Source organism: Leisingera sp. ABD4_442, from assembly GCF_056160905.1.
Genome location: NZ_JBSWYB010000017.1, coordinates 40,635 through 66,671, shown reverse-complemented (window position 1 = coordinate 66,671; position 26,037 = coordinate 40,635). Strand labels below are relative to the sequence as shown.

The window sequence follows — 26,037 nt, the reverse complement described above, 5'->3', positions numbered from 1 at the left end:
CCCCGATGCAACACACCTCCCCCGCTTCCGGCCCGGCCGCCCCTGCCCCGGTTTTCCTGATCTGCTCCGAGCGCTCCGGCTCGAATCTGATCAGCACCATCATGGGCACCCATTCCCAGGTCTACGCGCCGCCGCCGCATCACTTTGGCCGGATCGTTCTGCTGAACCTGTACAAGACCCTGCAGGGCGGCGCCGCCTCTCCGGCCTGGGCCCGGCTGAAGAAATACGCCACCGGCCGCGTCGAGGCCCTGCAGGATCCGGCCGATGCCAAACGGGTGAAACAGTGGCTCGACGCCCAGTCCCAGGTCGACCCCAAGGCCATCGCCCGGTTTCTCTACCGGGACATGATGCCCGAAGCTGCAGGCAAGACCGTTTTCATCAAGGAAAACAACCTGCACAACCTGATGTTCTTCCTGCTCGACTGCTTTGCGGATGCCCGGTTTGTCTTTCAGGTGCGCGACCCGCGCGACTACCTGGCCTCGGCCAAGGCCGCGGTCAAGGGCGGCAACAAGTTCGGCAGCACCCGCAAGGCGCTCAAAGTCTGGGAAGAAGACCAGCAGGGCGGCCTGCACGCCCTGGGGCTGCTGGGCCCGGACCGCGTCTTCCTGCACCGCTACGAAGACCTGCTGCAGGCGCCCGAAGACACGCTGCAGCGCCTGTGCAGCTTCCTTGGGATGCCCTTTGAACCCGGCATGCTGGAGTTCCACAATACCGACCGGGCGGCCAAGCTCGCCGCCAGCACCAAGCAGCGCAAAAACATCAGCCAGCCGCTGATGAGCGGGAATTTTGCCAAATACCGCACCGCGCTGGCGCAAAAAGACATCCAGCGGGTGGAACGGCGGCTGGGCCGGCTGATGCAGCAGTTCGGCTATCCGCTGGATCTGGAAACGCCGGCAAAGCCAGGCCGCCAGCCGCTGCTGGCGCCGCTGGATTATGGCCGCTGGGATCCTGCGGCAGCCGCCGAAACCGCCTCCTGACCCCGCCCCTTCAGGCCCCTCAGGTCTCTCCGGGGGCCTTCATGGGGCCTTCATCCGGGACCGCCAGCTCTGCCAGGAACCCGCGCAGGGTGTCATTGCCCTGCCAGTCCAGCGCCTGCAGCTGTGCCAGCACCGCCGCCGCCGCCTCCAGCTCCGGCAGCGGCTGCACCTCCAGCCCCTGCTCCAGCCCGGCAAAGAATCCGCTGCGCCCGCATACCCCGCCAAGCCAATCGTCGATCGGCCGGAACTGCTCCAGCATCCGCGCCCGGTTCTCCGCCCCGAACAGCTCGATGCTGCTGCTGGCAGGCAGCTCCAGCCGGCCCTGCAGCTCCATGCGCAGCGCCTTGCGCAGCTCCGCTGCCTGCTCCGGCTCCAGCTGGTGATTGGCCCGCCGGGCGATCTCGTAAAACGCCCGGTGGATGGAATCATTCTCGCGCCGCTCCGGCGCCAGCCCCCCGGGCAGCTCCAGCCCGGCCTGGGCGATGAAATCCGCCACCGAGCCGCCGCTGGCGCGCACCTGCGCATAATCGCGCAGCACCACCCGCGCCGCAGGCAGCGTTTTGAGCCAGCCCTCTACCATCCGCCGGTAGTCGAAATGGATGCTGCGCAGATAGCCGTCCAGCCCGTCCCCGCGCAGCGGCTTCAGCTTATGGCCGAACTTCAGCCGCTGGCCGTGCCAGGAGGCCAGGTATTCGTCGATCCGCCGCAGCGTCGCCACGATGGTGAACTCCGCCCCCGGGAACCAGTCTGCCAGCCGTTCGATCAGCGCCGGGTCGGCGGCATTGAAATTGGCAAAGACCTCGGCCGCCAGGATCACCGTATGCGGCTGTGAAAAGCGGATCTGCTGCTGGATCGCATGCACCATCTGCGGCAGCGCCGGCAGCCGCTTGTGATAGGGCGGCACCTTGCCATGGCTGTGGTCGGCCAGCATCCGGAAGGCCAGCGCATTATGCGGCTCGCGCACGTTGATCGGCAGGCTGCCGTCAGGCGGCGGCAGCAGCCCGCCGGCAGCGGCTGCCATATGCGACAGCCCTTCGAATTCCACAAAGGGATAGAGAATGCCATGGCGCGCCAGCGCCGGCGCATTGCGCGCCAGGAAGTCCTGCAGCGAGGTCGAGCCGACCTTGTGGTGGCCGATGAACAGCACCACCTTCAGCGGTGCATCCGCGGCGGCAGCGGGACGGGGAAGGACGGGCGCGCCCGGGGCCGGAACTGAGGCCGGAGCGGGGGCCGGGGCTGGGGCTGTGAATTTGGATCCGGAGGTCTGGATCAGCTTCTTGATGAGCTTCACTCGGCGGCTTCCTGCTGCATGTCTTGAGGCTGGCGGGCCAGGTTCAGCTTGGCCTGCCAGTAGGTTTCACTGGTGAAGCTGCCATACTGCATCCGGTAGTCCGCCGCCAGCCGGTCATAGGCTTTCAGGAACGCGCGGGCGTTTGCGGCAAACCGCCGGATCTCGCGCCAGGCCGCGGATTTGGAATGGCGCACGGTGTAAAATTTGCTGCGCTCCGCGTTGAGGCAGGTGATTTCCGCCGCCCCCCAGGCATAGCCGATATGGCTGCGGTTCTGTGCCTCCAGCGTAATCTTGCGGCCGAAGCGGCCAAAGCCCGGGATCAGCAGCCCGTTGAGGCTGAGCTTCATCAGATGCCGCCGCCAGGCGGCGGGCGGCGTGCTGCGCAGCGGCGGCAGCGCCTGATGCGGCGCCAGATCCTGCCAGGCCTCGGTGCCGGTCAGCGCCTTGATGTCGGCCCGGCGCCCGGCCATATCGGCATTTGCATCAAAGAAACCCGGCCCCTTCATCACATCCTCGACCGCCAGGTTGACCGCGGCCAGCGTATCGTAATGCATCCGCGGCAGGTTGCGCAGGAAGAACCAGACGGCGATCTTCAGCACCCCCAGGGCGCCCACATCCAGGACCGGCAGGCTCAGGTGATGGGCCATATGGCTGCGCAGATCCAGATACCAGGTCTGCGGGCTTTCCTTCTCGGTAAAGCTTTCCTGGAACGACACCACCCCGTTCAGGCGCACGATATTGAACCCGTTGGCCAGCGAGAAGCTGACGTCGTCGCCGCGCACAAAGAACGGAAACGCCAGATGCCTGGCCTGCTCCAGCGGGAAGGCGAAATACCACCAGCCGCCATACAGCTCCTGCGGCGGAGGCCCGGAGACCTCCTGTTCCATCGCCGCCGTCTGTTCGAAATCGCGCAGGTCGGTGCCCATATACAGCGGCTGGCAGCGGGTGAAGAAACGGGCGCCGTTTTCCCAGATTGCCCAGCGGTGCTGCTCGCTGATCATGGCGCCCGCCACCGCGGTGGCCGGGTCCTGGGCATAGGCCAGCAGCATCCAGGTGCGCTCCAGGCTCTCCATATGGATGGAGGCATCGTCATCCATGAACAGGCAGTGCGAGGCGCCGCGCACGCGCGCCTCCAGCAGGCCGCGGGTAAAGCCGCCGGCCCCGCCCAGGTTTTCGTTCGGGATCACCGTCACCCCGTCGCGCGGCGGCAGCTCCAGCGACTGGCCGTTGTCGGTGATGATCAGCTGCACGTGATCTTTCATCCAGGAGCGTTCGCGGAAGGCGCAGAACCGCTCCGCCGTGCGCGCCGCCTCGGCCTCGCGCTTGAAGGTGGTCACCGCCAGCGCCAGCTGCGGGGTGCGCCGCGGCGCATCCTGCGTCTGCCAGGACGCCTGCGCCAGGAAGGCCTCGCCGCCCGCGGCCCGCAGCTCGAAGAACAGCAGCGCCGCATCGCCCGCCGCCTGCATCAGCGCGGTCAGATCCAGCCGCACCGGGCAGCCCTCTGCCAGCTCCACAATGTGGTCGCTGCGGTCCCAGGAGCGCCCCCGCGGCGCGGCAAAGACCGACACCGTGAAGCTGCCCCTGCCCTCCAGCAGCAAAAACAGGCTCTGCAAGGCGCATTGGCGCTTCCAGGTGCCCGCGTTGAACAGATTGAACCAGGTGTCGAAACGGGCGCAGCTGCCCGCAAAAAACCGGTAGCCGCCCGGGCTGCCATCGGCGGCGCGGACCGGGCCGGCCGGGCCGTTTGTGCGCAAATACAGCTCCTGCTCCGTGCAGATCCCCAGCTCAGGCCACATCAGCCCCTGCAATGTGGTAAACCCTGCCGCCGCCGCTGCTGCGTCTGTCATGCCTGTACCCTTTCGCACCCGTCCTGCACCGCCCGCTGCATACTGCAGCTGCGCCTGGAAGTACACGTCCGCGTTAGGGTCAGAACCCATTGATTCCGCACCACTGGCGCCAAAACCGCAAAATTTCAGCGGTTTGGCGCGCGCAGGGAATGGCGGCGCCATTTCCAAGCGGGCCATGCCGCTGGGATGCAGCAGTTTTGGCGTCCTGCGGATTTGGCGGATTTTCGGCCTGACGGCGTTACAGGATCTTGAAAATCAACCAGATTTCCTGCGCTCCTGCGCCTTGTCAGGCTGAAAATCTGCCAAACCAGCGGTGTGGAATCAATGAGGCCTGGCCCTAGGCCGCAGCGGCGGGAATCTGCAGCTGCTGCAAAAACTGCCGCGCCGCCGCATCCGGCAGCCCGGACAGATCCCGCTGCTGCTGCGCCAGCGCCGCCGCCGTGGCCGCCGGCAGCGGATGCGGCCGCACCGCCGCCGCCGCCTCCAGCCCGGCAAAGAACGGGCGGCGGCCGGACAGCTCCCCCAAGGCCGCATGCACCGGGCGGAACCGCTCCAGCAGCTCCCGGCGCAGCCCGGCGCCGTAAACCTCCACATCCGCAGCCGGCGGCAGGCCGCGCGCCGCGCCGCTGCGCTGCAGGAACTGCCGCAGCGCCGCGGCCGGCTCCGGCGCCAGCGCCCGGTTGCCCAGGCGGGCCAGTTCCGCCAGCGCCGGATGCAGGCTGGCATTGGCCTGGAACCGGCGGATCAGCCCGCGCGGGAACCGCAGCCCGCAGACAGCCATGAAATCCGCCACCGTGCCGCCGGCCGCCTTCACCTCTTCATAGGGGCGCAGCACCAGCTCTGCCTCCGGCAGCACCGCCCGCCAGCCCGCCAGCGCCTGCCGGTAGTCGAAATGCACCGTGTCCCAATAGTCCTGCAGGCCGCCCTCTGCCAGCGGCAGCAGCCGGGCGCCGAACCGCAGCCGCTGCATGTGCCAGGCCGCCAGATAGCTGTCGATCTGCCGGAACACGGTGATGATCCGGACCTCGGCGCCGGGAAACAGATCCGCAATGCGCCGGATCATCTCCTGCTGGCCCAGGCCCATATTGGCAAAGACCTCCGACGCCAGAATCACCGCCTGCGGCTGCAGCGCCGCCACCTGCGCCGCCACCGCCTGCAGCATCTGGCGCGAATGCGGCAGCCCGCGGTGGTAGTCCGGCAGCTTCCATTTGCGGCTGCCCTCGCTCAGCAGTTTGAACGCCAGCGCATTATGCGGCTCTGTCACATTGGCAGGCCAGCTGGCGCGCCCCAGCGCGCGCGCCGCCTGCAGCCCGGCCCCCCGCAGACCCAGGCCGCGCATCAGCCGCTGCCCCGGCCGGTTCCACGCCAGCGCCGCCTGCAGGTCCTGCGCCAGCCCCGCAGGCGCGGTGCTGGGATAGAGGATGCCCTGCTCCAGCAGCGCCATGCGGTTGTGCAGCAAAAATTTCTGCAGCGATGTCGAGCCCACTTTGTGATGCCCGGTAAACAGAATGACCTTCATCGCGCCTCGCCCTGGATCAGCCTAATAAACAGTCCCTAACAAGGGAAAATATCCTATGCCAGCATCGCCTCATGCACCGCGATCGCCTCTTCCAGATCGTCGTAGTAGCGCATCTTGCCATGTTCCAGCACCAGGCCCGCATCGCAGAACTCACGCACTTGGCTCATCGAGTGATTGACCATGATGGCGCTGGAATGCTGCATCCGCTCGGCAAAGACGGCGCGGCTCTTGCGCTTGAAGGCCTTGTCGCCCACCGCGGTCACCTCATCGACCAGATAGGTGTCAAAGCGGATCCCCATTGAGGCGCCGAAGGTCAGCCGCGAGCGCATGCCGCTGGAATAGCTGCGCATCGGCATGTGGTAGAATTTGCCCAGCTCGGCAAACTCCCCGACAAAAGCCACCAGCTCATCGGTGTCCACCCCGTAGATGCGGGCGATGAAACGGACGTTCTCGGCGCCGCTCAGCTCGCGGTGGAAGGAGCCGCCCAGCCCCACCGGCCAGGACATGGTGCCGTCGCTGACCACCCGGCCGTGATCGGGGCGCATGATGCCGGCAATGATCTGCAAAAGCGTCGACTTGCCGGCCCCGTTGCGGCCCAGCAGCGCCAGCGACTTGCCGTCCGGCAGGGTGAGGTTCAGGTTGTCGATCACCACCTTGCGCTCCCCCTTGAGCCAGAAGCTCTTGGTCAGGTTCTCGAGCCGGATCATGTCAGCTGCGGTCGCGGATCGAGTAATAGATCAGCGCCGAAATCGCCCAGATCAGCACCAGGAACAGCGCCGTCAGCGCGCTCAGCACCGCGCGGCGCGGGTATTCCGGCTCCTCGGCCAGCGTCGGCTTGATATAGGTGGCCAGGTACAGGCTCTGGCGGGCGGCGTCATCGCGTGCCGTCTCCAGCGCGGTCAGCGCCGCGCGGTAGGTTTCCTCGGCATATTCCCGGTCCACCGTCAGCCGCTCGAACTCAGAGATCAGCGACGGGTAATCCTCGCCCACCGCGCCGGTGTCGGTGTTGCTGGAGGCAAAGGTCTGGCGCTCAATGTTGATGCGCTCGCGGATCACTTCGATCTGCTGGCGCGCCTGTTTCAGGCGCACATCGCCCGGGCTGACGGTGCCCGCCAGCAGGTCGTATTCGATCAGCGCCGCGGCCAGCTGCTGCTGCAGGTTGTTCATCACCCCCATGCGGCCCTGGATATCGGCCTCGGGGTCGACGATGCGGGTGCGGGTGCGGAACCGGGTCAGATCCTCGCGCGCCTGTTTCAGCCGCTCCACCGCCTCCATCAGGTCGGTCTCGGCATAGCGCATCGCATCGGCGCGGGCCTGTTCGTTCAGCACGTTGATGCGGGTCTGGCTTTCCTCGACGATGGCCCGGGTCACCGCCTGCGCCATCTGCGGATCGAACCCGACCGCCTGCACTTCGATCAGCCCGGAGCCGCTGTCATAGGAAATCCGGGCAATCCGCTGCCAGTACCAGACCAGCTCCTCCAGCGTGGCCTCCGGCCAGATCGAGAACACCCAGTCCGTTGGCCAGTGCTGGCTGTAGTGGCTGCGCAGATCCAGCCGCGCCTCCACCGCCGCCGCCATTTCCTGGCTCTGGATGAACTCATAAAGGATATCGCTGTCTGAGGCGGTGCTGCTGCCGGCAAAGCTGGCCAGCCCGCCCAGAAGGTCATTGGCGCCGGAACTGTCCTGGCTGCGCACCGTGAAGCCGGCGGTGGAGGCATATTGATCCTCGGCCACGGCAAACAGGTAGAACACCGCGGCCGCCAGCGGCGCCAGCACCATCAGCGCAAAGCTGGCGATCAGCCCCCAATGGCGCTTCTTCATCCGCGCCGGACGGGCCACCGGATAGGCCGGGGCCTGCGCGCGGGCGGCCTCCAGCTCGGCCAGGGCGGCCTTGGCGCGGCTGCGCCATTTGCGCAGCTTGCGGCGTTTTTTGCCGCCCGGGCCCTCCTCTGCCCCGCCGTCTTTGCCCCTGCCGTCTTTGCCCCTGCCGCGGGGGCCGCGGGCGCCGGGCAGCTGTTCCACATTGCCCGCCTCGGCGGCGGGCAGCTCCGGCTGGCCGGCCTCTGCGGCGGCGCCGGTCTCCGGCTCTGCCGGGGCGGTTGCGCCAGACTGTTTGCGGCCAGTACGGAATTGCGCCGCGGACTTGCGCCGCGCCGCCGGACGTTCCTGTTTCATAATCTGCTTACCCCGGCCTGCAGCCGTTTGTAATTGCCTCGTCTTTCTTCCATAGTATCGCCTGCGACGCATCCATTCACAACCATACAATCACCGCATTCCCTCATGGCCAGCTCCTCTCCTGCTGCTTCCGCAGCTCCGGCCGCCCCGGCCGCCCTTCCCGCCGCCCAGATGCCCCGGACCCGCCGCCGCCGCTTTGCTGCGGCGCGCACCATCGGCGCCCTGATTCTGCGCGAGATGTCGACCCGTTACGGGCGCACGCCGGGCGGTTATCTCTGGGCGGTGCTGGAGCCGCTGGCCGCCGTTCTCTTCCTGGCGGCCGGGTTTTCGCTGGTGATCCGCACCCCGCCGCTGGGCACCAGCTTCCTGCTGTTTTATGCCACTGGCTACCTGGTGTTCAGTCTCTATCAAAGCATTTCCGGCGCCACCGCCCGGGCCATCAGCTATTCCAAGCCGCTGCTGAAATTCCCCGCCGTCACCTGGATGGACGCGGTGCTGGCCCGGTTCCTGCTGAACAGCCTGACCGGCATCCTGATCACCCTGCTGCTGGTCGGCGGGGTGCTGCTGGCCGCCGACAGCCGGGCGGTGCTGGACCTGCCGGCGGCGGTGCTGGCGATGGGGCTGGCGATGGGGCTGAGCCTCGGGGTCGGCACTCTGAACTGCGTGCTGATGGGGCTGTATCCCCTATGGGACGTGGCCTGGTCGATCATCACCCGGCCGCTGTTCCTGGCCTCCGGCGTTCTCTACATCTACGAGGACCTGCCGCCGCTGGCCCAGGATATCCTGTGGTACAACCCGCTGCTCCACATCACCGGGCTGATGCGCACCGGCTTCTACCCCACCTACAGCGCCTCTTATGCCAGCAGCGCCTTTGTGCTGGGCGTCAGCCTGTCCCTGCTGGCGCTGGGGCTGGTGCTGATGGGCCGCTTCCACCGCGATATCCTGAACCGCTGAGCCGCCCTGCCCCTGCCTTGCCCGCCTGCCTGGCCTGCCTGCCGGATCAGCCTTCGCCGCTCAGCTCCAGCACCCGCGCATGGCTCACCCTGGTGCGCCGCAGCAGCCCGTCGCGCACCGCATGGGCCATCAGCCGCAGGAACAGCCGGCGGCTGCCGCCGTGCTGGCGCGCCTTCATCAGCCATTTCGGCAGCACCACGCAGAGCACCGGCCAGAACAGCCAGCCCGCCGCCATCCGGTACAGGAGCAAGAGGTTGCGGTGATAATAATAAGCCTTCCACAGGGGCACGAAGCGGCCGCGCTGCGCCGCATCCGCCTTGCCCTGCCCTGCCTTGCCCTGGAAGGTCGACAGGTCGTGTTCGAACCGCACCGAGGGTTCAAAACCGATCCGCCCGCCCGCTTTGGTCAGCCCCAGCGTATACAGCCCGTCATCGCCATAGATGAACAGCTCCGGGTCCGGGTAGCCGATGCGCTGCACCGCCTGCGCCGAAATGAAGAAGCCGACAAAGGAGGTGACATCGATCTGCATCCCCGCGCCGTTGTAATCGGAGGGCTGCACGTGAAAGCCCGATCTGCCGCCGCCCAGCAGGGTGCGCAGGAATTCGCGGGCGTGCCAGAACGGGTTGCGCGAGGGGCGGTTCATCTCGCAGATGCGGCCGTCCGGGAAATAGACCGCCGCCGCCACCGCATCCCAGCCGCGCGCCCCCGCCTGCCCTTCGGCGCGATGGCACGGCAGGGCGTGAAACGCCGCCAGCCCGCCCGCTGCGGGCCGCCCGTCGTCATCCATCACCGCCAGCCAGTCCGGGGCGTGATGCTCCATCGCCCGGCGCATGCCCATCTCGAACCCGCCGGCCCCGCCGCGGTTGGTTTCGCTCAGGCAGACATCCAGCCGGGGGTCGTCCTGGGCCGCCAGCCAGGCCGCGGTGCCGTCGCTGGAGGCATTGTCGGCCACCACCAGCGCCGCCAGCTCATCGGCCGGGCTCTGCAGCAGGCGCGCCACCGTCGCTTTCAGCTTGTCCAGCCGGTTGTGGGTGACCACCACCGCCACCAGCCGGCCTGCCCCCCGTTCAGCCGCCCGTTCAGACCCCTGCCCGGCTCCGGTCTCTGCCGGTTCTGCCGCAGCTGTGCCGATTGCCTGTGCTTTATTCACCCGGGGGCTCCTTGCCTGTCTGAGGGAATCTGATGCCGCATGTGCGGCCCCGAAAGCTCATAAATCCCCGGCCCTGTCAAATCCTTTACCGCCGCCGCCCGGCCGCAAAGCGTTTGACAGACCGGCAGGAAGCCGCCACCTAAAGGGGATGCAGACAGCTCTTATCACCGGCTCGGCCGGCTTTATCGGATATCACCTGGCAGCCCGGCTGCTGGCGGCAGGCTGGCGGGTCATCGGGCTGGACTGCCTGTCGCCCTATTACGACGTCGCCCTGAAGGAGCGCCGCCACGGGATGCTGGCGCAGACCCCGGGCTTCACCCCCGTCATTGGCAGGCTGGAAGACCCGGGCCGCCTGATGGGCCTGTTTGAGGACCACCAGCCGGATGCGGTGATCCACCTGGCCGCCCAGGCCGGGGTGCGCCATTCGATCGACGCCCCGCGCGACTATCTGGAGGCCAATCTGATCGGCGTCTTCGAGCTGCTGGAAGCCGCCCGCGCCCATCCGCCCGCGCATCTTTTGATGGCGTCGACCTCCTCGGCCTATGGCGCCAACACCGAGATGCCGTTTGCGGAGCGCCAGCAGGCCGACCATCAGATGTCCTTTTACGCGGCCACCAAAAAGGCCAATGAGGCGATGGCGCATTCCTATGCCCATCTTTACGGGCTGCCCACCACCATGTTCCGCTTCTTCACCGTCTACGGCCCCTGGGGCCGGCCCGACATGGCGCTGTTCAAATTCACCAGGGCGATGCTGGCGGGGGAGCCGATCGACGTCTACAACCACGGGCAAATGAGCCGCGACTTCACCTATATCGATGATCTGGTTTCCGGCATCACCGGGCTGATCGAGGCGGTGCCGGGCGCGGAACCGGTCTGCGAACAGGACAGTCTCAGCCCGGTGGCGCCGTTCCGGGTGGTCAATATCGGCGCCAGCAAGCCGACCCCGCTGATGGACTATATCGCCGCGCTTGAGGACGCCCTGGGGATCAAGGCGCAGAAGACCATGATGGAGATGCAGGCCGGCGACGTGCCCGCCACCTGGGCCGATACCCGCCTGCTGAGCGCGCTGACCGGCTATCAGCCCGGGGTGAGCGTCGCTGAGGGCGTCGCCCGCTTTGCCGCCTGGTACCGGGAGTATTACAACACCTGAACCCGGGGCCGGCGCAGGAATCTGGGTATTTGAAACCAGAAAGACGCGGCAGGGCAGGCAGGCTCTCCCGCGTTTTCTTTGTCCAAACCCGCCTCCCCAAATAGGTCCGCTTCGGACCAAATGTTTCGCGCGCGAAACATTTGGTCCGGACCGGACCTATCTTCCGCCTTCTCAGCCGGCTCTTAAAAAAACCGGTTTCCGCCCTGTCCGGGCGCGTATATTCTTCTAACTCATTACAACGGCTGCCCCAAAGCAGCCGGAAGGGGATTGGGGAAAGGGCATTCTCATGCGCATTGCGATGATTGGCACCGGCTATGTCGGACTGGTGTCAGGCGTTTGTTTTTCGGATTTCGGCCATGACGTGATTTGCGTCGACAAGGACGCGGGCAAGATTGCCCGGTTGCAGGGCGGCGAAGTGCCGATCTATGAGCCGGGCCTTGATCAGCTGATGGAGAAGAACGTGGCCGCCGGGCGGCTCAGCTTCACCTCTGACCTGGCGCAGGCGGTGGAAGGGGCGGATGCGGTGTTCATCGCCGTCGGCACCCCGACCCGGCGCGGCGACGGCCATGCGGATCTGACCTATGTGATGGCCGCGGCGGAAGAAATCGCCGGGGCGCTGACCGGATATGCGGTGGTGGTGACCAAATCCACCGTGCCGGTGGGCACCAACCGGCAGGTGAAACAGGTGATTGCCAAGGCCAATCCCGACGCCCGGTTCGATGTCGCCTCCAACCCGGAGTTCCTGCGCGAAGGCGCCGCGATCGAGGATTTCATGAAGCCCGACCGGGTGGTGGTCGGCGTCCAGAACGAGCGCGCCGCAGAGGTGATGGCAGAGATCTACCGCCCCCTTTACCTGCGCGACTTCCCGATCCTGACCACCGATCTGGAATCGGCCGAGATGATCAAATACGCCGCCAATGCGTTCCTGGCCGCCAAGATCACCTTCATCAACGAGGTGGCGGGCCTGTGCGAGCGGGTCGGCGCCGACGTCAAGGAAGTGTCCCGCGGCATCGGCTTTGACGGGCGCATCGGCAACAAGTTCCTGCACGCAGGGCCGGGCTATGGCGGCTCGTGTTTTCCCAAGGACACCGCAGCGCTGGCGCGGATCGGCCAGGACCATGCCTTTCCGATGCGGATCACCGAGACGGTGATGCGGGTCAATGACGAGGTGAAGGCGCGGATGGTCGAAAAGCTGCGCGATGCCTGCGGCGGGTCGTTCAACGGCAAGACCGTCGCGGTGCTGGGCGTCACATTCAAACCCAACACCGATGACATGCGCGATGCGCCTTCGCTCACCATCGTGCCCGCCCTGGTCGGCGGCGGCGCCCGGGTGCGGGTGGTGGACCCGCAGGGCCGCGCCGAAGGCGAGGCGCTGCTGCCCGGGGTCAAATGGGAGGAGGACCCCTATAAGGCGGCGCAGAACGCCGACCTGGTGGTGCTGCTCACGGAATGGAATGAATTCCGCGCCCTGGACCTGAAGAAGCTGGCCCGCAAGATGGAGGTGCCGCGGATGGCGGACCTGCGCAATATCTACTCGCCCAAGGCCGCCAAACGGGCCGGGTTTGAGACCTATGTGGCGGTGGGCCGGGGCCAGATGAACGGTGCCGCCAAATAGGTCCGGTTCGGACCAAATGTTTCGCGCGCGAAACATTTGGTCAACCGTACTGACCTAATATCAGGCTCTAACAAGGCAAAAAGAAGGGCGCGGAAACCGCGCCCTTTTTCGTTCTCCAGGCTCTGATCAGAGCTTTTTCAGCCAGGCCTCCAGCTCCTTCACCAGCGCGGCGCTGACCGCCTCGCCGCTGATTTCGATCTTCTTCTCACTGGGGGTATAGGCCAGCCGCACGCCTTTGGGCGCGGGCAGGTTGATCCGCTCGCCCGGCATGGCGGCGTCCCAGTCGCCGGCGCCGCGCACCCGCGGGGCGCTGACCAGCGGCGGAACCGGGGGCAGCTGGGGCGGCGCAGGCAACGGCGGGGCAGGGGGGAGAGTGCCGTTTTCGGCTGCCAGCTTTGCAAGGGACGGCGGGGGCGGGGGGAAATCAGACTCTAACTTAGGTTTTTTTTCAGGCTGCGCCTCTGTCAGGCGGGTCAGAACCGCCAGTTCTGCCTCCGGGCTGGAGCGGTCTGCGGCTTGCAGCATCTGTTTCGCGCGCTCCGCAAAGCCCTCATCCGCCTCGATCTCCCGCACCAGCGCCAGGCCCAGCTTCTCGCTGATGGCAGTGGGGTAGAACAGCACCGCATCCAGCGCCTCCACCAGGGTGACAAAGCTGCCGATCTTGGAGCGCTTGGCGCGGGTGGCATTGCCGAACAGCGCCTGCAGCGCGTATTTGCGGCGGGTGAAGACGCCCTCCTTATAAGCGCGCACCGCGATCCGGGCACGCTCGTAATGGGACAGGTTCACCCGGATCTCGTTTTCCTCGACCATCGCCACGTAAGCACCCTCGGCGCTGTCCGGGTGGATCACCAGCGCCTTGATCGTGGCGAATTGCGGGTCTGAAGTCTCAGCGTAGAGCCTGCGCAAGGCGGTCAGGCGGCGCCAGCCGGAGATCAGCCCATGGGTGCGGCCGCCAAATGTATCCTCCAGCGGCACCACCTCTGCCGGGGTCTGCTGGCCGCGGGCGCGGATTGAGTCCATGAGCGATTGCAGCTCTTCCTCGTCCTGCTCGATCCGGTCGCGCACCAGGTGGTTTTCGTCGACCTGCGCCAGCGGCAGCTCTTCGATCATCAGCCCCTTGGCGCGGGCGGTTTCCAGAACCCCGGACAGCTCCTGCAGCGCCGCCTGGGCGGAGGCATCGGAGGCCACCTGGGCAATCGGCGCCGCCCCCACCGAAGAGGCGCTGCCAAGGGGGGGTTTGCCGGCGGGTGCGGCCGTCAGGTAATCCGTCTGCGCCGGGGAAAGCCGTTTGCGTTTTGCCATATCCTGTCCTGACCTGTCTGTCTGTCTCCGCGCAGGCATACTGCCGGAAATTCCTTGTTAGGGCCTTAGCCCGCCGCGCGCTGTTCCGCCGCGTCCTGCAACACCTCGCGGTGCCAGACGCCGATCAACAGCTTCTTGAAGGCCGCATAGGTCTCGTCAAAGGTCTCGCGGCCGCGGGCATAGGTCTCGCGGTTGAAGTCGCGGTAGTCGGCCTCGTAGATGCCGCTCACCTGCTCGCCGGCCTGGCCGATGAGCGCGGTGTAATCCTGTTTGTGGGGGCTGAGCACCCGGCCCATATAGGCCTGCATCAGGGCGGCCAGCTCACCCTGCTGGGCGCTGTCATAGCGGGTGATCACCGTGCGCACCGCATCCCATTCAAACGCCAGCCCGGGCCGGCCCAGGGCACGCGCGGCCAGGTTCTCGCCCTCCTCGATGCTGGCAAAGGTGGAATGCAGCATGTCGAAGAAACGGCCCGTCGAGTCGAACTCCAGAAATGACGCGCCCATCGGCACCAGCAGGATATCGGCCGCCGACAACCCGTTGATGGTCAGGTAGCCAAGCGCCGGCGGCGTGTCGATGAAGATCACGTCATACTGGTCCAGCACCCCGTCCGCCTCCAGCCGCTCGGTCAGCGCATCCCACAGCTTCCAGCTGCGCGCCGCCATCCGCCAGACCGGGATCTGGAACTCCGCCCAGTAGAGGTTCAGCTGGGCGCCGATGAGGTCGATGTTGGGCCAGTGGGTGTTTTGGATCACGTCCCTGGCGGTCATCTCCATCGCTGCATCCAGCGCCTCGTCCAGCGGCTGCGGGGCGTCGCCGCGGTCGAGGCGGCGCTGGTTCTCCAGCCGCAGATGCTCGCCGTAGTGGCGCGCCAGCAGCGGGAAGGCGGTCTGCCATTCATCCTCCACCCTTCCGCCGAAGATCGAGGTCATCGAGCCCTGGCTGTCCAGATCGATCACCAGCACCCTGTAGCCGTCGAGCGCCGCCGACATCGCCAGATGCGCCGCGGTGGAGGTCTTGCCCACCCCGCCCTTGAAGTTCGCCACCGCGACCATTTTCGCAGGCAGCCCTTCGGGGCGGTAGGGGATGTATTCCTTGGCCTTGGAGCCTTGCGCGCCGAAGAAGGCGCGCAGGCGCAGCACCTCATCCAGGGTGAACCACTTGGCGCCGCCCTCGGTCTCGGAGCGGCCCTGGGGCAGATCGGGGTTGGCTTTCAGCACCCGGCGGAAATGGGCCTGGGCGACGGGGATCAGATAGCGGGTGATCTCCCAGGTGGAGAACAGGCGCAGCTCCTTGCGGCCTTCCTCGTTCATGCCGCGGCTGGCAAGGTCGGCGCGGCCTTGCGCGCAGGCGGCGGCAATCTCGGCAAAACCGGCGGTGCTGGCGGGGGTGTCCAGCTCTGCCAAAGCCGCCTCCGGATCAATGCTGAAATAGGGGGGGAGGCTGCTGCCCGCCTTGTGGATATCTCGCGCCATGAGGATCTGCCTGCTGTCCTTGGGCCAGTGCGGCCCTGCCTGTGTGAAATGCTGTTCTGTCTGCTTCGCAGCGCTGATGTGCTGCCTTTTTGCCAGAATACCACAAAACACCGCACATGGAAGAGGAATGCGCATCCCGCCTGATTTTTCTAAGCAAATTCAAGGGTTGCGGCAGGCGGGCAGGGGGGCTGCTGAGGGGGCTGAAAAAAATCTGCCTAGTTAATTATGAGTTATTTATTAGTTAGGGGGAAAGCAGCCGGTGTTCAAAGCCCTTTTTTCATTGGCGATCAGGCAGGATTTCGGCATCCAGGTGACTCTGAAACCCCGTTGAAATGACTCCGAACCCCCGATCAGACGATTCCGAACCCCCGTTGCGGCAGGGTGTGGATAACCCTAGGGTGAGTGTAATCAAAACCACGATAAAACGAGTCGCGGGACCGGGGCAGAAGATCCCAGGCCGCGGCTGAGCAGACGGCGGACAGGCAGATGGCGGCAGAGCTGGCGGCGGGAGCGATTCCGCCAGAGGGGCAGGGGGATTTCTTCCTCTGCGATATCTTCGGGGCGATCCCCAAGAACGATCTGGCGTCGATGGAGCATCCGCTGTTCAGCCTGGGCACAAGGCCGGACCGGCGGATCCTCAATTACCAGCACAACGGCGCCGAGATCACCGTGACGCCCAGCGTCAAGGGGCTGGCGACGATCCACGACAAGGACATCCTGATCTTCTGCATCAGCCAGCTGATGGCGGCGCTGAATGCCGGCCGCCAGGTCAGCCGCACCCTGCATCTGAAGGCGCATGATCTGCTGATCGCCACCAACCGCGAGACCTCCGGCGATGCCTACCGGCGCCTGCGCGAAGCCTTCGAGCGGCTGGCGGGCACCCGCATCACCACCAATATCGTGACCGGCGGCCCGGGGTTTGAACAGGAGGTCACCACCGGCTTCGGCCTGATCGAGAAATGGGAGATCGTGCGCAAGGCCCGCGGCGGCAAGATGGTCAATGTGGCGGTGACGCTCAGCGACTGGCTGTACCGGGCGGTGCTGTCGAAATCGGTGCTGACGCTCAGCCGCGATTACTTCCGGCTCAGGAAACCGCTGGAGCGGCGGATCTATGAGCTGGCGCGCAAACATTGCGGGCGGCAGAACAGCTGGCAGGTCTCGGTGGAAACCCTCTTGAAGAAATCGGGCTCTGCCTCGCCCCGCCGGGTGTTCCGCAAGATGCTGCGCGACATGATCGCCGCGCAGCCGCTGCCGGACTACGCGCTGGAGGAGCTGGAGGGCGACCTGATCCGCTTCAGCCAGAAATCCGCCGTTGCCGAGGCGGTGCTGAACGCGCCCAGCCTGAAGCCGCAGACTCTGGAGCAGGCGCGGGCGCTGATCCCGGGCTCGGACGCCTATGCGCTGGAGGCGGAGTGGCGCGCCATGTGGCTGCGCTCCGGCAGCCCGCGGCTGCGTGCTCCGGATGCGGCGTTCCTGGGCTGGGTCAGGAAACGCGCCGCAGAATAGCCCGCGGCGGCGCCCCGGGCCGGCCGGGGGATTTGAGTATTTAAGACCAGAAAGAAGCGGCAGGGCGGGGGAGGCTCTGCCGCTTCTTTCCGGTTCAAAATACTTCCGCCGGAGGTATCCTCAGAAGGTCAGCATTGTTGACCAAATGTTTCGCGCGCGAAACATTTGGTCCGGACCGGACCTATTTTGCGCCGGTGCGGGATCTGCGGGGACTGTCTGTGCGGGAGGGCATTCCCCGGCGCGCGCGCCCCGGTTCAGGAGGGGGAGGAGGGCACGCGCGCCGGGGCTGCATCGGGCGGGCAGCGCAGCACGGGGGAGGGGCTGCACTGCCGGCCGGGGCGGAGACCCTGCGGGGGGCGGGGGTCAGCCGAAATAAGGCTTGGCGCTGTAGTAAGGCAGGTCCGGGCGGCGGATCATCTGTTCCTGGCGGTCAAAGAAATATTCGATGGCGCGGCTGACGCCGGCGGCGGCCAGCGGGTAGAGCAGGACCAGGGCCAGAAGCGGCGCCAGGGTGATGGCGAAGCTGCTGGCGGCGATGGCGGTCAGGGCGGTTGCGGCGCCGGTGAGAGTGCTGATCAGGGCCATGTCGTGTGTCCTTGGAAAGAGTTCCGTTGCTGACCTCTTTCTAGCATGGGTTGCGGGCCTGCGCTGTTGCACCAAAGGATAGGCGGAGGGTGCTGAGGGCTATGCCCGGCGGTCCAAGGGTCAGGGGTTCTGCCCGGCCGGAGGGGGCGAGCGGCGGCGCGGGCGGGGCAAAACAGCAGGCCCGCCTCAGCCTGGCGGCTGACGCGGGCCGGGACAGGCGCGGCCCTCCCCCCAGGGCCGCAGCCTTGCTGAGCGCGGCTCCCCCTAGCCGCTGCCTTCCTTCAGGGCCTGGGACATGCTGGAGAGCACCGGGCTGATCAGATAGTCGGCCAGGCTCTGGCGGCCGGTCTCGATCATCGCCTGGGCCGGCATGCCGGGCAGGGCCTTGACATTGGGCAGGGCGGCGAGCTCTGCCTCATTGATGCGGATATGCACCGGGTAATAGGACTGGCCGGTGGTCCGGTCGGTGCTGCTGCCGGCCGCCACCATCACCACCTCGCCCTGGACCGGCGGGGTGGAGCGGAAGCTGTAGGCGGTCAATTGCACCCGGGCCTGGCTGCCTGGCGAGACCTCGTCGATATCCTCCACCGCGACCCGGGTTTCCAGCAGCAGGCCCGCATCCTCGGGCATCAGCTCCAGCAGGGTCTGGCCGGGTTCCACCACCTGGCCCAGGGTGTTGATCATCAGCCCCACCACCCGGCCATCGCGCGGCGCCCGGATGGTCTGGCGCTCGGCCACGTCCCTGGTGGCGTCCAGCCGCTGGCGCAGGTCCAGGATCTGCTCCTGCACCTGCTGGCTTTCGGCAGCGATCCGCGCCGCCCGGTCGCGCCCGGCCTGCAGGCGGCGCTCCTCCATCTCGCCGATCCGCTCCAGCACATTGCCGCGGTCGCTTTCCAGCGCCCCCAGCGTGCCCAGAAGGCCGCTCTGCTGCATCTGCCGCTGGCTGATGCGGGTCTTGGGCACCAGGCCCTTTTCGAACAATCCGGTGAGATCAGCCAGCTCCGCCTGCACCAGCGCCAGCTGCTCCTCAGTGGCTTTGATGCGGGCATCGCGCCCTTTCAGCTGGTCCTGCAGCTGGGCAATGCGGCCGGCGGTGATATCCATCTGGCCCTGGTACAGCGCCCGGTTCGAGGTCAGCAGATCCTGCTGCACCGCCACCAGCTGGCTGAGCTCTGGCGTGCGGGCGGTGAGCGCGGCCAGCTCGGCCCCCGGCTGCAGGCCGGGCGTGTCCCGGCGTTCCGCCTGCAGCCGCGCCTGCTGCGCCAGCAGGCTGGCCAGCTGGCCGTTCAGGATCGCCGTCTGCGCCTGGATGCGGCGGCCGTCGAGCCGGGCAATCACATCGCCCTTGGCAACCCGCGCGCCCTCGGCGGCGTTCAGCTCGCGCAGGATGCCGCCCTCCAGATGCTGCACCGCCAGCCGGTCGCCGGCCACGTTGAAGGCGCCCGGCGCCACCACCGCGCTGGTGAGTTCCGCCCGGGTCGACCAGAACACCAGCCCGCCGAACAGGCCGAAGCCGCAGACAACCATCCACAGCACCAGCTGGCGCACCCGGGTCGGCGGGCGCTGCGGCAGCACCACCTGCTGGCTGTCGCCGGCGGGCATCAGGTCGCGGAAGCCGCTGCCGGCGCTGGCGCCAGGGGCCGGGCTGCGGGTCTCAGGGTCCACCAGGCTCATGCGCGTGCTCCTTTATCCTGGGTCCGGAGGGCGGGGCCCTCCGGGGTCTTTCCCGGGCCGTCCCCCGTATTTCCTGCGGTGTCCCCGGCCGTGCCCTCTGCGGTGCTGCGGTGGCGGAAGGGGGCGATCTTGGGGTCGTCCTGGGCCTGGGCGGCCTGGGCCCGGGCCAGCGGCTGCGCCGCCGCCTCAATCACCTGGCGGGCCTCGCCGAAGCGGGCGATGCGGCCGTCCTGCAGCAGCGCCGCATGGCTCACGCGGCGCAACAGGCTGATCCGGTGGGTCACCGCCACCACCGCGGCGCCGCGGGCGCAGGCGGCCTCGATGGCCCGGGCCAGCGCCTCTTCGCCCTCGGGGTCGAGATTGGCATTGGGCTCATCCAGGATGATCAGTTTGCGGTTGCCGAAGAAGGCGCGCGCCAGGCCGATGCGCTGGCGCTGGCCTGCCGACAGGAACTCGCCGCGCGGGCCCGCTTCGGCGTTATAGCCGCCGGGCAGCGCCAGGATCATCTCATGCACCTGCGCCAGTTTCGCGGCCGCCACCACATCCGAGGGCTTGGCGTCCGGGTCCATCAGGGCGATGTTTTCCGCCACCGTGCCCTGGAACAGCTCGACCCGCTGCGGCAGGAAGCCGATGTGCTGGCCGATCTGCGCCGGGTCCCAGTCGCTGAGCGCGGCATCGTCGATGCGGATATGGCCGCGCACCAGGGGCTGCAGGCCCGCCAGCGCATGGGCCAATGTGGTCTTGCCCGCGCCCGAGGGGCCGATGAGGCCCAGCGACTGGCCCGGCTTCAGCTGCAGATTGACATCCAGCAGCAGCGGCTCCGGCCGCCCCGGCAGCACCACGGTGGCGTTTTCCACCGACAGCCGGCCTTCGGGCTCGGGCAGGGTCAGCCGCTCCGGCGCGGCGCCGAGATGGGCCAGGAACATGTTCAGCCGCCCATGGGCGCCGCGCGCGTTCAGAAAGCCGCGCCAGCCGGCAATCGACTGTTCCACCGGCGCTGCGGCACGGCCCAGCAGGATCGAGGAGGCAATCATCAGCCCCGGCGTCAGCTGGTTGCTGATCACCAGCACCACGCCGACCCCCAGCACCGCGATCTGCAGCCCCATGCGCACCGCCTTGGCCAGCGAGGTCATCAGCGCCACCCGGTCGGTGGCCAATGTGTTGAACACCAGGGCGGAAAACGCCTTGAGCTGCCAGCGCGCGATCAGCGGGCCGGTCTTGCCCATGGCGTGGATCAGCCCGGCGTTGGTCATCATCTCGGCCACTGCGGTATTGGTTTCGGAGGCTTGCCTGGTGGCCTCCTCCAGCGGTTTGCGGGCCATCATCTCGCTGAGCAGCCCCAGGGTGAACAAGAGCGCGATGCCCGCCAGCGCCACCATCCCCAGGATCGGGCTGAACAGGAAGATCAGCAGCAGGAACACCACCGACCAGGGCGCGTCCAGCAGTGCCAGGAACACCGGGCTGGTGACAAAGCCGCGCAGGTCCTGGATGTCGCGGACGGGTTCGGCCGTGCGCAGCGCGGGCGGCAGGCGGCCGCTGATCATACCGTCCAGCACCACCGGGCTGAGCCGCGCCTCAAGCCGGGATCCGAGCCGCGCCACCAGGCGCTGGCGGATCATGTCAAACAGAAAAAAGAACACCAGCGCGATGCACGCGCCGGTGGTCAGAGCAATCAATGTGGGAATGCTGCCCGAGGCCATGACCCGGGCAAACAGTTGCAGCATGTAGAGCGGCGCTGTCAGGACAAGGAGGTTTACAAAAATGCTTGCCGTGAAAATGGCGGCAAGCACGCCCCGCTGACCATCAAATACCCGTCTTACCTTCATTGTCGTAGCCCCCCGGCTGCACGAAATTGAAGTTATAAAATCTGGAGAACAGCGCCCTGGTCCAAGGATGCAATCCTTGGCCGGGGACCAAATCGCTGTCCTGAACCAGGGCTGGACGGGCCCGGGGAAATCCCCAGGCCCGCCGTTCCGGTGGCTCAGATGACCGCGTGACCCCAAATGTTGTCGTAGCTGTCGTCAAAGCCGGTGTCGGAGGCCAGCACCCGGATCGCCTCGTAAGAGCCGGCATCACCGGTGGTCACCGCATTGATGCCCACGCCGCCGATCGGGATCGCGTCCTGCCCCAGCGAGGTGAACGGCGCCTCGCGGCCGGTCAGGCCGAGGATGTTCACCGTGGCGCCGCCGGCGCTGATGCTGGTGTCGGTGCCATTGTCGGTGACGGTGGCGCCGCCGCCGTCCAAGGCGCCGAAGGCATCCTGTGCCGAGGTGCCCAGGCCGCCGCCCACATTGGTGACACGGAACAGCAGCACATCGTGGTCCTGGTCAATGTCGAAGTCGTGGATGGTGTCGGTGCCGTCGGTGGAGGCAAAGCTGGCGCCGTCCCAGGTCAGGTCGATGATGAAGACATCCTTGCCGTCATTGCCGTAGAGGTCGTCATCGCCCTCGCCGCCTTTCAGGAAGTCATTGCCATCGCCGCCGGAGAGCGTGTCATCGCCGGCGCCGCCGTCCAGGAAGTCCCGGCCGTTGCCGCCATAGAGCCGGTCGTTGCCGTCCTCGCCATAGAGGCAGTCATTGCCGTTCTCGCCATAGAGCGTGTCTTCGCCGACGCCGCCTTCGAGCACGTCATTGCCTTCGCCGCCCTTGAGCTTGTCGTCGCCGCTTTCCCCGTCGAGGAAGTCGTCGCCGTCATTGCCCTTGAGCCGGTCCTGGCCGCTGCCGCCCTTGACGATGTCATTGCCTTCGCCGCCGGCCATGTAGTCGTTGCCGGCATTGCCTTCCATGTAGTCGTCGCCCTTGCCGCCGAACATCTTGTCGTTATCGGCGTTGCCGAACATGGTGTCGTTGCCTTCACCGCCCTTCATGGTGTCGTTGCCGCGGTCGCCGAACAGCACGTCGTCGCCGTCATTGCCATGCACGCAGTCGTCGCCGTCATCGCCGTGCAGCGTGTCATTGCCCTTGCGGCCGTAGAGCCGGTCGTCGCCGGTGCCGCCGAAGCCATAATCGTTGCCGCGGCCGCCGATGATCACGTCATTGCCGCCTTCGCCGAACATGGTGTCATTGCCGGAGCCGCCGCGGATGCGGTCATTGCCGTCCTCGCCGCCGTCGTAGGTCTCATAGCAGTCCGGGCAGTCGACCGGCTTCAGGCCGTTCTCCATGGCATGGGCCTGGGTCTCGCCGTTGGGCTCCTCGTCGTCGCAGCAGCTCCAGTCGATCTCATATTCACCGACACGGCCGTGGTCGCCGAAGATCAGGTCGCCCTGGGCGCCGCCTTCCAGCACGTCGTTGTTGGAGCCGCCGCGCATGGTGTCATAGCCGGCGCCGCCGTTGACGTCGTCGCGGCCCGCGCCGCCGTCCATCAGGTCGTTGCCGCGGCCGCCCTGCATCAGGTCGTCGTCGGCCTCGCCGAACATCTTGTCGTCGCCGCCCTGGCCGTCCATGGTGTCGTTGCCGTCACCGCCCAGCATGCAGTCGTCGCCGTCGACCTGCTCGGTCTTGTTGCCGGTGCCGTTGTCGGCGCCGAAATCAAGATCGTCATTCTGCGACTGGCGTTCGTCGCCGAACATCTCGTCATCGCCGGAGCCGCCGATCACCAGGTCGTCGCCGAGGCCGCCTGCCATGCGGTCATTGCCGCCCTGGCCGTTCATGCGGTCGTCGCCGTCGCGGCCGTACATGGTGTCATGGCCGTCGTATTTGGTTTCGCCGGACTGGCCCATGTCGCCCCACATCCAGTCGTCGCCGCCTTCGCCGTCCATGCAGTCGTTGCCGAGCTCGCCATAGAGGTAGTCGCCGCGGTCGCCGTCTGCGTAGCTGTAGTCGCCGTCGGCATCATCGCCGAAGATGTGGTCGTCGCCGGAGCCGCCGAACACGGTGTCCTGATGCTTGCCGCCCAAGAGCGTGTCATCGCCGGTCTCGCCGTCGATGTAGTCGCAGCCGCCTTCGCCGTCGATCCAGTCGTCGCCGTCGTCGCGCGGATCCGCCGGGTTGCCGACGCCATCGGCATTGCCGCCGAACAGGTAGTCGTTGCCGGAGCCGCCTTCGATATAGTCATGGCCGTTCTGGCCTTCGATGTAGTCCTGGCCTTCTTCGCCATCGATGCGGTTGTTGCGCTCGTTGCCGTAGACCGCGTCATCGCCGGCCCCGGCCGAGGCATTGTCGCCGGCATCATGGTCGTTCAGGTCGATCACATTGCCGTCAGTGCCGCCCCATTCGGTGGTGCCGTCGTTATAATCCGGATCGAACTTGTTATCGCTGTAGCGGATATCGCATGTCGGATCACAGACCTCCCAGTCGGGGTTTTGGTCCTTAATACCCATGGTAAACGTCCTCCTCATTAACTGTGTGGGGCGGGACAGCTGGTGCTGCCTGGGTCATGCCCCCGCCGGCGCGGCCTGCCATGTCCGCGGCAGGCCTGGCGCGCAAAGGCGTCGTGTTGCCTTCTGGTGTATTGCAGCGCAAAGACCGGGGCTGCGATGCCCCCAAATGGGGACAAAATCAGCGTATTAGACGCTTTCTCCCAGCCGCAGGCCCAGGCTGGCGGCGGCCTCCAGCAGCGGGCCGTGCCACCAGGCGCCGGCCGCCAGGGCGGCGGCCAGGGCGGCCAGCGCCAGCGCCGCGCGCAGCCCGCGGCGGCGCGGCGGCGGCACCGCCGCCGCTGCCAGCGCCTCTGCCAGCGCCGCCTTCAGGACCGGTTCAAATTCGATCCTGAGCGCCCCCTCCATCCGGTTCACCGCCGCCTCCAGCTGGTCGATGCGGGCGCTGAGCGCGGCGCGGTCGGCGGCGGCCTTTTGCATGGCCTGGGCGCCGAGCCCGTCGTTCAGGGTGGTGAACATCCCGGCGATGCGCTTGTGCAGCGCCACCAGGTCGGCCTGGGCGGCCAGCGGCGCCTCGCCCTGGCGCAGGGCGGCGGCGATCTGCGCCAGCACCGCAGCGCTGAGCCGCGGCGGCTGCTGCGGCTGGGCCGGGGCCTGCGCTGTTTGAGCCTGTGAGGTTTGAGCCTGCGCTGTTTGAGCCTGTGAGGCTTGAGACCGGGCTGTTTGAGACTGTGAGGCTTGAGGCTGGGCTGTTTGAGCCTGGGCGGTTGCTGCCCGTGATGTTCCGGCCTGCGCCGCCGGCGCCTGCGGGCTGCCGGCCGGGGCGGGCGGGCCCTGCACCGGCGTCTCCAGCGTCAGCTTGTTCATGACGCTCTCCCCAGCGAGGCCTGCCAGGTCAGCCGCTGCGCCATCTCGGCGCGGCCTGCCGACTGCAGCTTGGCCAGCACCCGCTTGGCGTAGGTGTTGAAAGTCTGCTCCTTGAGGCCCGCGATATGCGCCGCCTCGCGGTTGGACAGCCCCAGCTGAATGAGCGCCGCCACCCGCGCCTCCGACGGCGACAGGCCCATTTTCTGGGCCAGCATTTCAATGCGGGTGCGGTCGGGCTGGCGCGGCAGGATCGCCACCACCAGCGGCATGTCGGCGCCGGCGCAGCGGTAGCGGGTCAAGGACACCGGCAGCCGCATGCCGCTGCGCCGGTCCTCCAGGAACAGGATCAGCTCGCGCGGGGGCTGGCCGGAGCCGCCGGAGCGGCCGCGGCGGGCGCGGGCGCATTCGGCCACCGCCGCGTAAAACCCCGCGGTCTCGCCGGCGCTGGCGCAGCTGAGGCGGCCGGAGCTGTCGCTCAGCAGGCCGCCGCCATCCAGCATGTCGCGCCCCGATTCATTGCAATGCAGCAGCGTGCCGTCGCCGTCCAGCACCAGCACCGCGCTGTCGGTCTTCTTGGAAATGGTCCACAACAGCGCGCTGGTCACCGCCGCCTGGGTCTCGCCCGCCAGCTCGCGCAGGCTGTCCTCGCGCAGCACCGGCCAGATCGCCTGCAGGATGTCGCGGCAATGGGCGTCATGCGGGCCGCCTTCGAGCTTGAGCGCGATCAGGTCCTCGCTGCCGTCCTCGAAGCGGCAGGAAAACAGCGCCCAGCCGCGGCCTGCCGCCAGCTCTGCGGCCAGATCCGCCGCCTGCTGCGGCGGCAGCGCCGCGGCCAGCGCCTGCGCCGCCTTCCCCCCGGGGCGGCGCGGGCGCAGCTCGCTGGCGGCGCCGGGCTGCAGCTGGCGCCGCAGCAGCGCCGCGGCGGTGTCCGGGCAGGGCCCGCCAAATGCGCCGGAACTGGTCAGCACCGGGGCGCGGCGGTGCCCCGGCTGCACCAGGGCCAGCCGTGTCAGAGAAGAGATTTGCCTTTGCAGAGACTTAGAAAACAATACCTTGCCCGTTTGCGCAACGGACGCACTCAACATAACCATGTTGCCCCCCGGCATGACATAATGAATGCCTTGAAGGTAGCACAGCAGGGGGCAGGGCAAACCGGGCAGAAGGGGTACGCCAAAGGCCGGGGCGCGCGGGCCGCGGCACCGGAGCGGCGGGGGGCAATACCACCATGGGGGTAGCGCAGCCTGGCCGCCGGGGCCGATTCGAGTAACCTGTGGTTGTTTTGTGGATAAGTACAATTTCCCTAAATTGTGAATTCCTAATTGGAAACGCTGCGTTTCCCCTTTTGAAACACTGCCGGGATGGCCAGGTCAGGCGCGGGATTGCAATAAAAAACAAAAGGATAAGGCAGAAGCCCGGGCTGTGTTCCGGGACCAGCGGGCAAAAAGCCCTGCGCCAGGAGGCCAAGCTTCTTAACAAAAAAGGATAGATTCGCTACGGTTTATCCACAGCAATGCGCATCAGAAGTGTTTGGACGCCCGTTTGCGCAGCCCGGGCTGGGAGGTTTTTTTCCGGGCGTGTTCTGTATTTATCACGATCGGGAAACGGCGGCGCCGGGGCGCGGCCGGGGCCGGGATG

The 26,037-nt window shown here is 67.1% G+C and carries 19 protein-coding genes; 5 read left to right on the top strand and 14 right to left on the bottom strand.

Going from position 1 to position 26,037, the window contains the following annotated elements; genetic code table 11:
* The first annotated feature begins 5 nt into the window (after positions 1-5).
* Positions 6-977, top strand: coding sequence for a sulfotransferase family protein (locus ACXAHG_RS14000; protein WP_475045585.1), 972 nt, complete (start codon positions 6-8; stop codon positions 975-977).
* 19 nt (positions 978-996) lie between these two features.
* On the opposite strand, the gene ACXAHG_RS13995 is transcribed toward ACXAHG_RS14000, so the two are convergent.
* The 5 genes from ACXAHG_RS13995 to ACXAHG_RS13975 all read right to left on the bottom strand — a co-directional run bounded on the left by ACXAHG_RS13995 (position 997) and on the right by ACXAHG_RS13975 (position 7,809).
* Complete coding sequence (locus ACXAHG_RS13995; protein ID WP_475058228.1) at positions 997-2,268, bottom strand: hypothetical protein; 1,272 nt, start codon at positions 2,266-2,268, stop codon at positions 997-999.
* Positions 2,265-4,115: a glycosyltransferase family protein gene (locus ACXAHG_RS13990; protein WP_475045583.1), complete on the bottom strand. Its 1,851-nt coding sequence runs from the start codon at positions 4,113-4,115 to the stop codon at positions 2,265-2,267. Before ACXAHG_RS13990 ends, ACXAHG_RS13995 begins: the two co-directional genes overlap by 4 nt.
* A gap of 337 nt (positions 4,116-4,452) precedes the next feature.
* Positions 4,453-5,634, bottom strand: a complete 1,182-nt coding sequence (locus ACXAHG_RS13985; protein WP_475058225.1) for a hypothetical protein — start codon at positions 5,632-5,634, stop codon at positions 4,453-4,455.
* Positions 5,635-5,687: 53 nt separating this feature from the next.
* On the bottom strand, positions 5,688-6,341 hold the full coding sequence (locus ACXAHG_RS13980) for an ABC transporter ATP-binding protein (RefSeq protein ID WP_475045580.1): 654 nt from the start codon (positions 6,339-6,341) through the stop codon (positions 5,688-5,690).
* 1 nt (position 6,342) lies between these two features.
* Positions 6,343-7,809, bottom strand: coding sequence for a KpsE/RkpR family capsule polysaccharide export protein (locus ACXAHG_RS13975; RefSeq protein ID WP_475045579.1), 1,467 nt, complete (start codon positions 7,807-7,809; stop codon positions 6,343-6,345).
* 171 nt (positions 7,810-7,980) lie between these two features.
* Between ACXAHG_RS13975 and ACXAHG_RS13970 the strand changes: the two genes are divergently transcribed.
* Positions 7,981-8,763 carry an ABC transporter permease gene (locus tag ACXAHG_RS13970; RefSeq protein WP_475045577.1) on the top strand — a complete coding sequence of 261 codons (783 nt, stop codon included), beginning with the start codon at positions 7,981-7,983 and terminating at the stop codon, positions 8,761-8,763.
* Positions 8,764-8,809: 46 nt separating this feature from the next.
* Here ACXAHG_RS13970 and ACXAHG_RS13965 read toward each other — a convergent pair whose 3' ends face one another.
* Positions 8,810-9,913, bottom strand: coding sequence for a glycosyltransferase (locus ACXAHG_RS13965; protein WP_475058222.1), 1,104 nt, complete (start codon positions 9,911-9,913; stop codon positions 8,810-8,812).
* Positions 9,914-10,061: 148 nt separating this feature from the next.
* Between ACXAHG_RS13965 and ACXAHG_RS13960 the strand changes: the two genes are divergently transcribed.
* Together ACXAHG_RS13960 and ACXAHG_RS13955 are read left to right on the top strand one after the other, a co-directional pair.
* Positions 10,062-11,063: an NAD-dependent epimerase/dehydratase family protein gene (locus tag ACXAHG_RS13960; RefSeq protein WP_475058220.1), complete on the top strand. Its 1,002-nt coding sequence runs from the start codon at positions 10,062-10,064 to the stop codon at positions 11,061-11,063.
* 286 nt (positions 11,064-11,349) lie between these two features.
* A complete protein-coding gene (locus ACXAHG_RS13955) occupies positions 11,350-12,678 on the top strand; it encodes a UDP-glucose dehydrogenase family protein (RefSeq protein ID WP_475058218.1) in 1,329 nt (442 codons plus the stop codon).
* A 126-nt stretch (positions 12,679-12,804) separates the two neighbouring features.
* Here ACXAHG_RS13955 and ACXAHG_RS13950 read toward each other — a convergent pair whose 3' ends face one another.
* Both ACXAHG_RS13950 and ACXAHG_RS13945 read right to left on the bottom strand, forming a co-directional pair.
* Positions 12,805-13,980: a ParB/RepB/Spo0J family partition protein gene (locus tag ACXAHG_RS13950; RefSeq protein ID WP_475058216.1), complete on the bottom strand. Its 1,176-nt coding sequence runs from the start codon at positions 13,978-13,980 to the stop codon at positions 12,805-12,807.
* Between the two features lie 65 nt (positions 13,981-14,045).
* Entirely contained in the window at positions 14,046-15,455 is a 1,410-nt protein-coding gene (locus tag ACXAHG_RS13945; protein WP_475058214.1) for an AAA family ATPase, read from the bottom strand.
* A gap of 486 nt (positions 15,456-15,941) precedes the next feature.
* Here ACXAHG_RS13945 and ACXAHG_RS13940 point away from each other — a divergent pair, with 486 nt between their 5' ends.
* On the top strand, positions 15,942-16,961 hold the full coding sequence (locus tag ACXAHG_RS13940; RefSeq protein WP_475058212.1) for a replication initiator protein A: 1,020 nt from the start codon (positions 15,942-15,944) through the stop codon (positions 16,959-16,961).
* Between the two features lie 363 nt (positions 16,962-17,324).
* Here ACXAHG_RS13940 and ACXAHG_RS13935 read toward each other — a convergent pair whose 3' ends face one another.
* The 6 genes from ACXAHG_RS13935 to ACXAHG_RS13910 form a co-directional block, all read right to left on the bottom strand.
* Entirely contained in the window at positions 17,325-17,546 is a 222-nt protein-coding gene (locus ACXAHG_RS13935; protein WP_475058209.1) for a hypothetical protein, read from the bottom strand.
* A gap of 264 nt (positions 17,547-17,810) precedes the next feature.
* Complete coding sequence (locus ACXAHG_RS13930; protein ID WP_475045566.1) at positions 17,811-19,220, bottom strand: HlyD family type I secretion periplasmic adaptor subunit; 1,410 nt, start codon at positions 19,218-19,220, stop codon at positions 17,811-17,813.
* On the bottom strand, positions 19,217-21,046 hold the full coding sequence (locus tag ACXAHG_RS13925) for a type I secretion system permease/ATPase (RefSeq protein ID WP_475045565.1): 1,830 nt from the start codon (positions 21,044-21,046) through the stop codon (positions 19,217-19,219). Before ACXAHG_RS13925 ends, ACXAHG_RS13930 begins: the two co-directional genes overlap by 4 nt.
* A gap of 155 nt (positions 21,047-21,201) precedes the next feature.
* Positions 21,202-23,538 (bottom strand): calcium-binding protein, encoded by a 2,337-nt coding sequence (locus ACXAHG_RS13920; RefSeq protein ID WP_475058207.1) that lies wholly within the window; start codon positions 23,536-23,538, stop codon positions 21,202-21,204.
* A 186-nt stretch (positions 23,539-23,724) separates the two neighbouring features.
* The gene (locus tag ACXAHG_RS13915) at positions 23,725-24,402 is read right to left on the bottom strand and encodes a hypothetical protein (protein ID WP_475058204.1); all 678 of its coding nucleotides are present in this window, start codon (positions 24,400-24,402) and stop codon (positions 23,725-23,727) included.
* A complete protein-coding gene (locus ACXAHG_RS13910; RefSeq protein WP_475058200.1) occupies positions 24,399-25,451 on the bottom strand; it encodes a helix-turn-helix transcriptional regulator in 1,053 nt (350 codons plus the stop codon). Before ACXAHG_RS13910 ends, ACXAHG_RS13915 begins: the two co-directional genes overlap by 4 nt.
* Positions 25,452-26,037: the final 586 nt, after the last annotated feature.

Excerpts from the sequence above, each read along its gene's own strand:
- ACXAHG_RS13945 (WP_475058214.1), bottom strand. The coding sequence starts at position 15,455 with ATGGCGCGAGATATCCACAAGGCGGGCAGCAGCCTCCCCCCCTATTTC.
- ACXAHG_RS13940 (WP_475058212.1), top strand. The coding sequence starts at position 15,942 with ATGGCGGCAGAGCTGGCGGCGGGAGCGATTCCGCCAGAGGGGCAGGGG.
- ACXAHG_RS13925 (WP_475045565.1), bottom strand. The coding sequence starts at position 21,046 with ATGAAGGTAAGACGGGTATTTGATGGTCAGCGGGGCGTGCTTGCCGCC.
- ACXAHG_RS13980 (WP_475045580.1), bottom strand. The coding sequence starts at position 6,341 with ATGATCCGGCTCGAGAACCTGACCAAGAGCTTCTGGCTCAAGGGGGAG.
- ACXAHG_RS13960 (WP_475058220.1), top strand. The coding sequence starts at position 10,062 with ATGCAGACAGCTCTTATCACCGGCTCGGCCGGCTTTATCGGATATCAC.
- ACXAHG_RS13920 (WP_475058207.1), bottom strand. The coding sequence starts at position 23,538 with ATGGGTATTAAGGACCAAAACCCCGACTGGGAGGTCTGTGATCCGACA.
- ACXAHG_RS13970 (WP_475045577.1), top strand. The coding sequence starts at position 7,981 with ATGCCCCGGACCCGCCGCCGCCGCTTTGCTGCGGCGCGCACCATCGGC.
- ACXAHG_RS13935 (WP_475058209.1), bottom strand. The coding sequence starts at position 17,546 with ATGGCCCTGATCAGCACTCTCACCGGCGCCGCAACCGCCCTGACCGCC.
- ACXAHG_RS14000 (WP_475045585.1), top strand. The coding sequence starts at position 6 with ATGCAACACACCTCCCCCGCTTCCGGCCCGGCCGCCCCTGCCCCGGTT.
- ACXAHG_RS13950 (WP_475058216.1), bottom strand. The coding sequence starts at position 13,980 with ATGGCAAAACGCAAACGGCTTTCCCCGGCGCAGACGGATTACCTGACG.
- ACXAHG_RS13955 (WP_475058218.1), top strand. The coding sequence starts at position 11,350 with ATGCGCATTGCGATGATTGGCACCGGCTATGTCGGACTGGTGTCAGGC.
- ACXAHG_RS13915 (WP_475058204.1), bottom strand. The coding sequence starts at position 24,402 with ATGAACAAGCTGACGCTGGAGACGCCGGTGCAGGGCCCGCCCGCCCCG.
- ACXAHG_RS13975 (WP_475045579.1), bottom strand. The coding sequence starts at position 7,809 with ATGAAACAGGAACGTCCGGCGGCGCGGCGCAAGTCCGCGGCGCAATTC.
- ACXAHG_RS13990 (WP_475045583.1), bottom strand. The coding sequence starts at position 4,115 with ATGACAGACGCAGCAGCGGCGGCGGCAGGGTTTACCACATTGCAGGGG.
- ACXAHG_RS13930 (WP_475045566.1), bottom strand. The coding sequence starts at position 19,220 with ATGAGCCTGGTGGACCCTGAGACCCGCAGCCCGGCCCCTGGCGCCAGC.
- ACXAHG_RS13985 (WP_475058225.1), bottom strand. The coding sequence starts at position 5,634 with ATGAAGGTCATTCTGTTTACCGGGCATCACAAAGTGGGCTCGACATCG.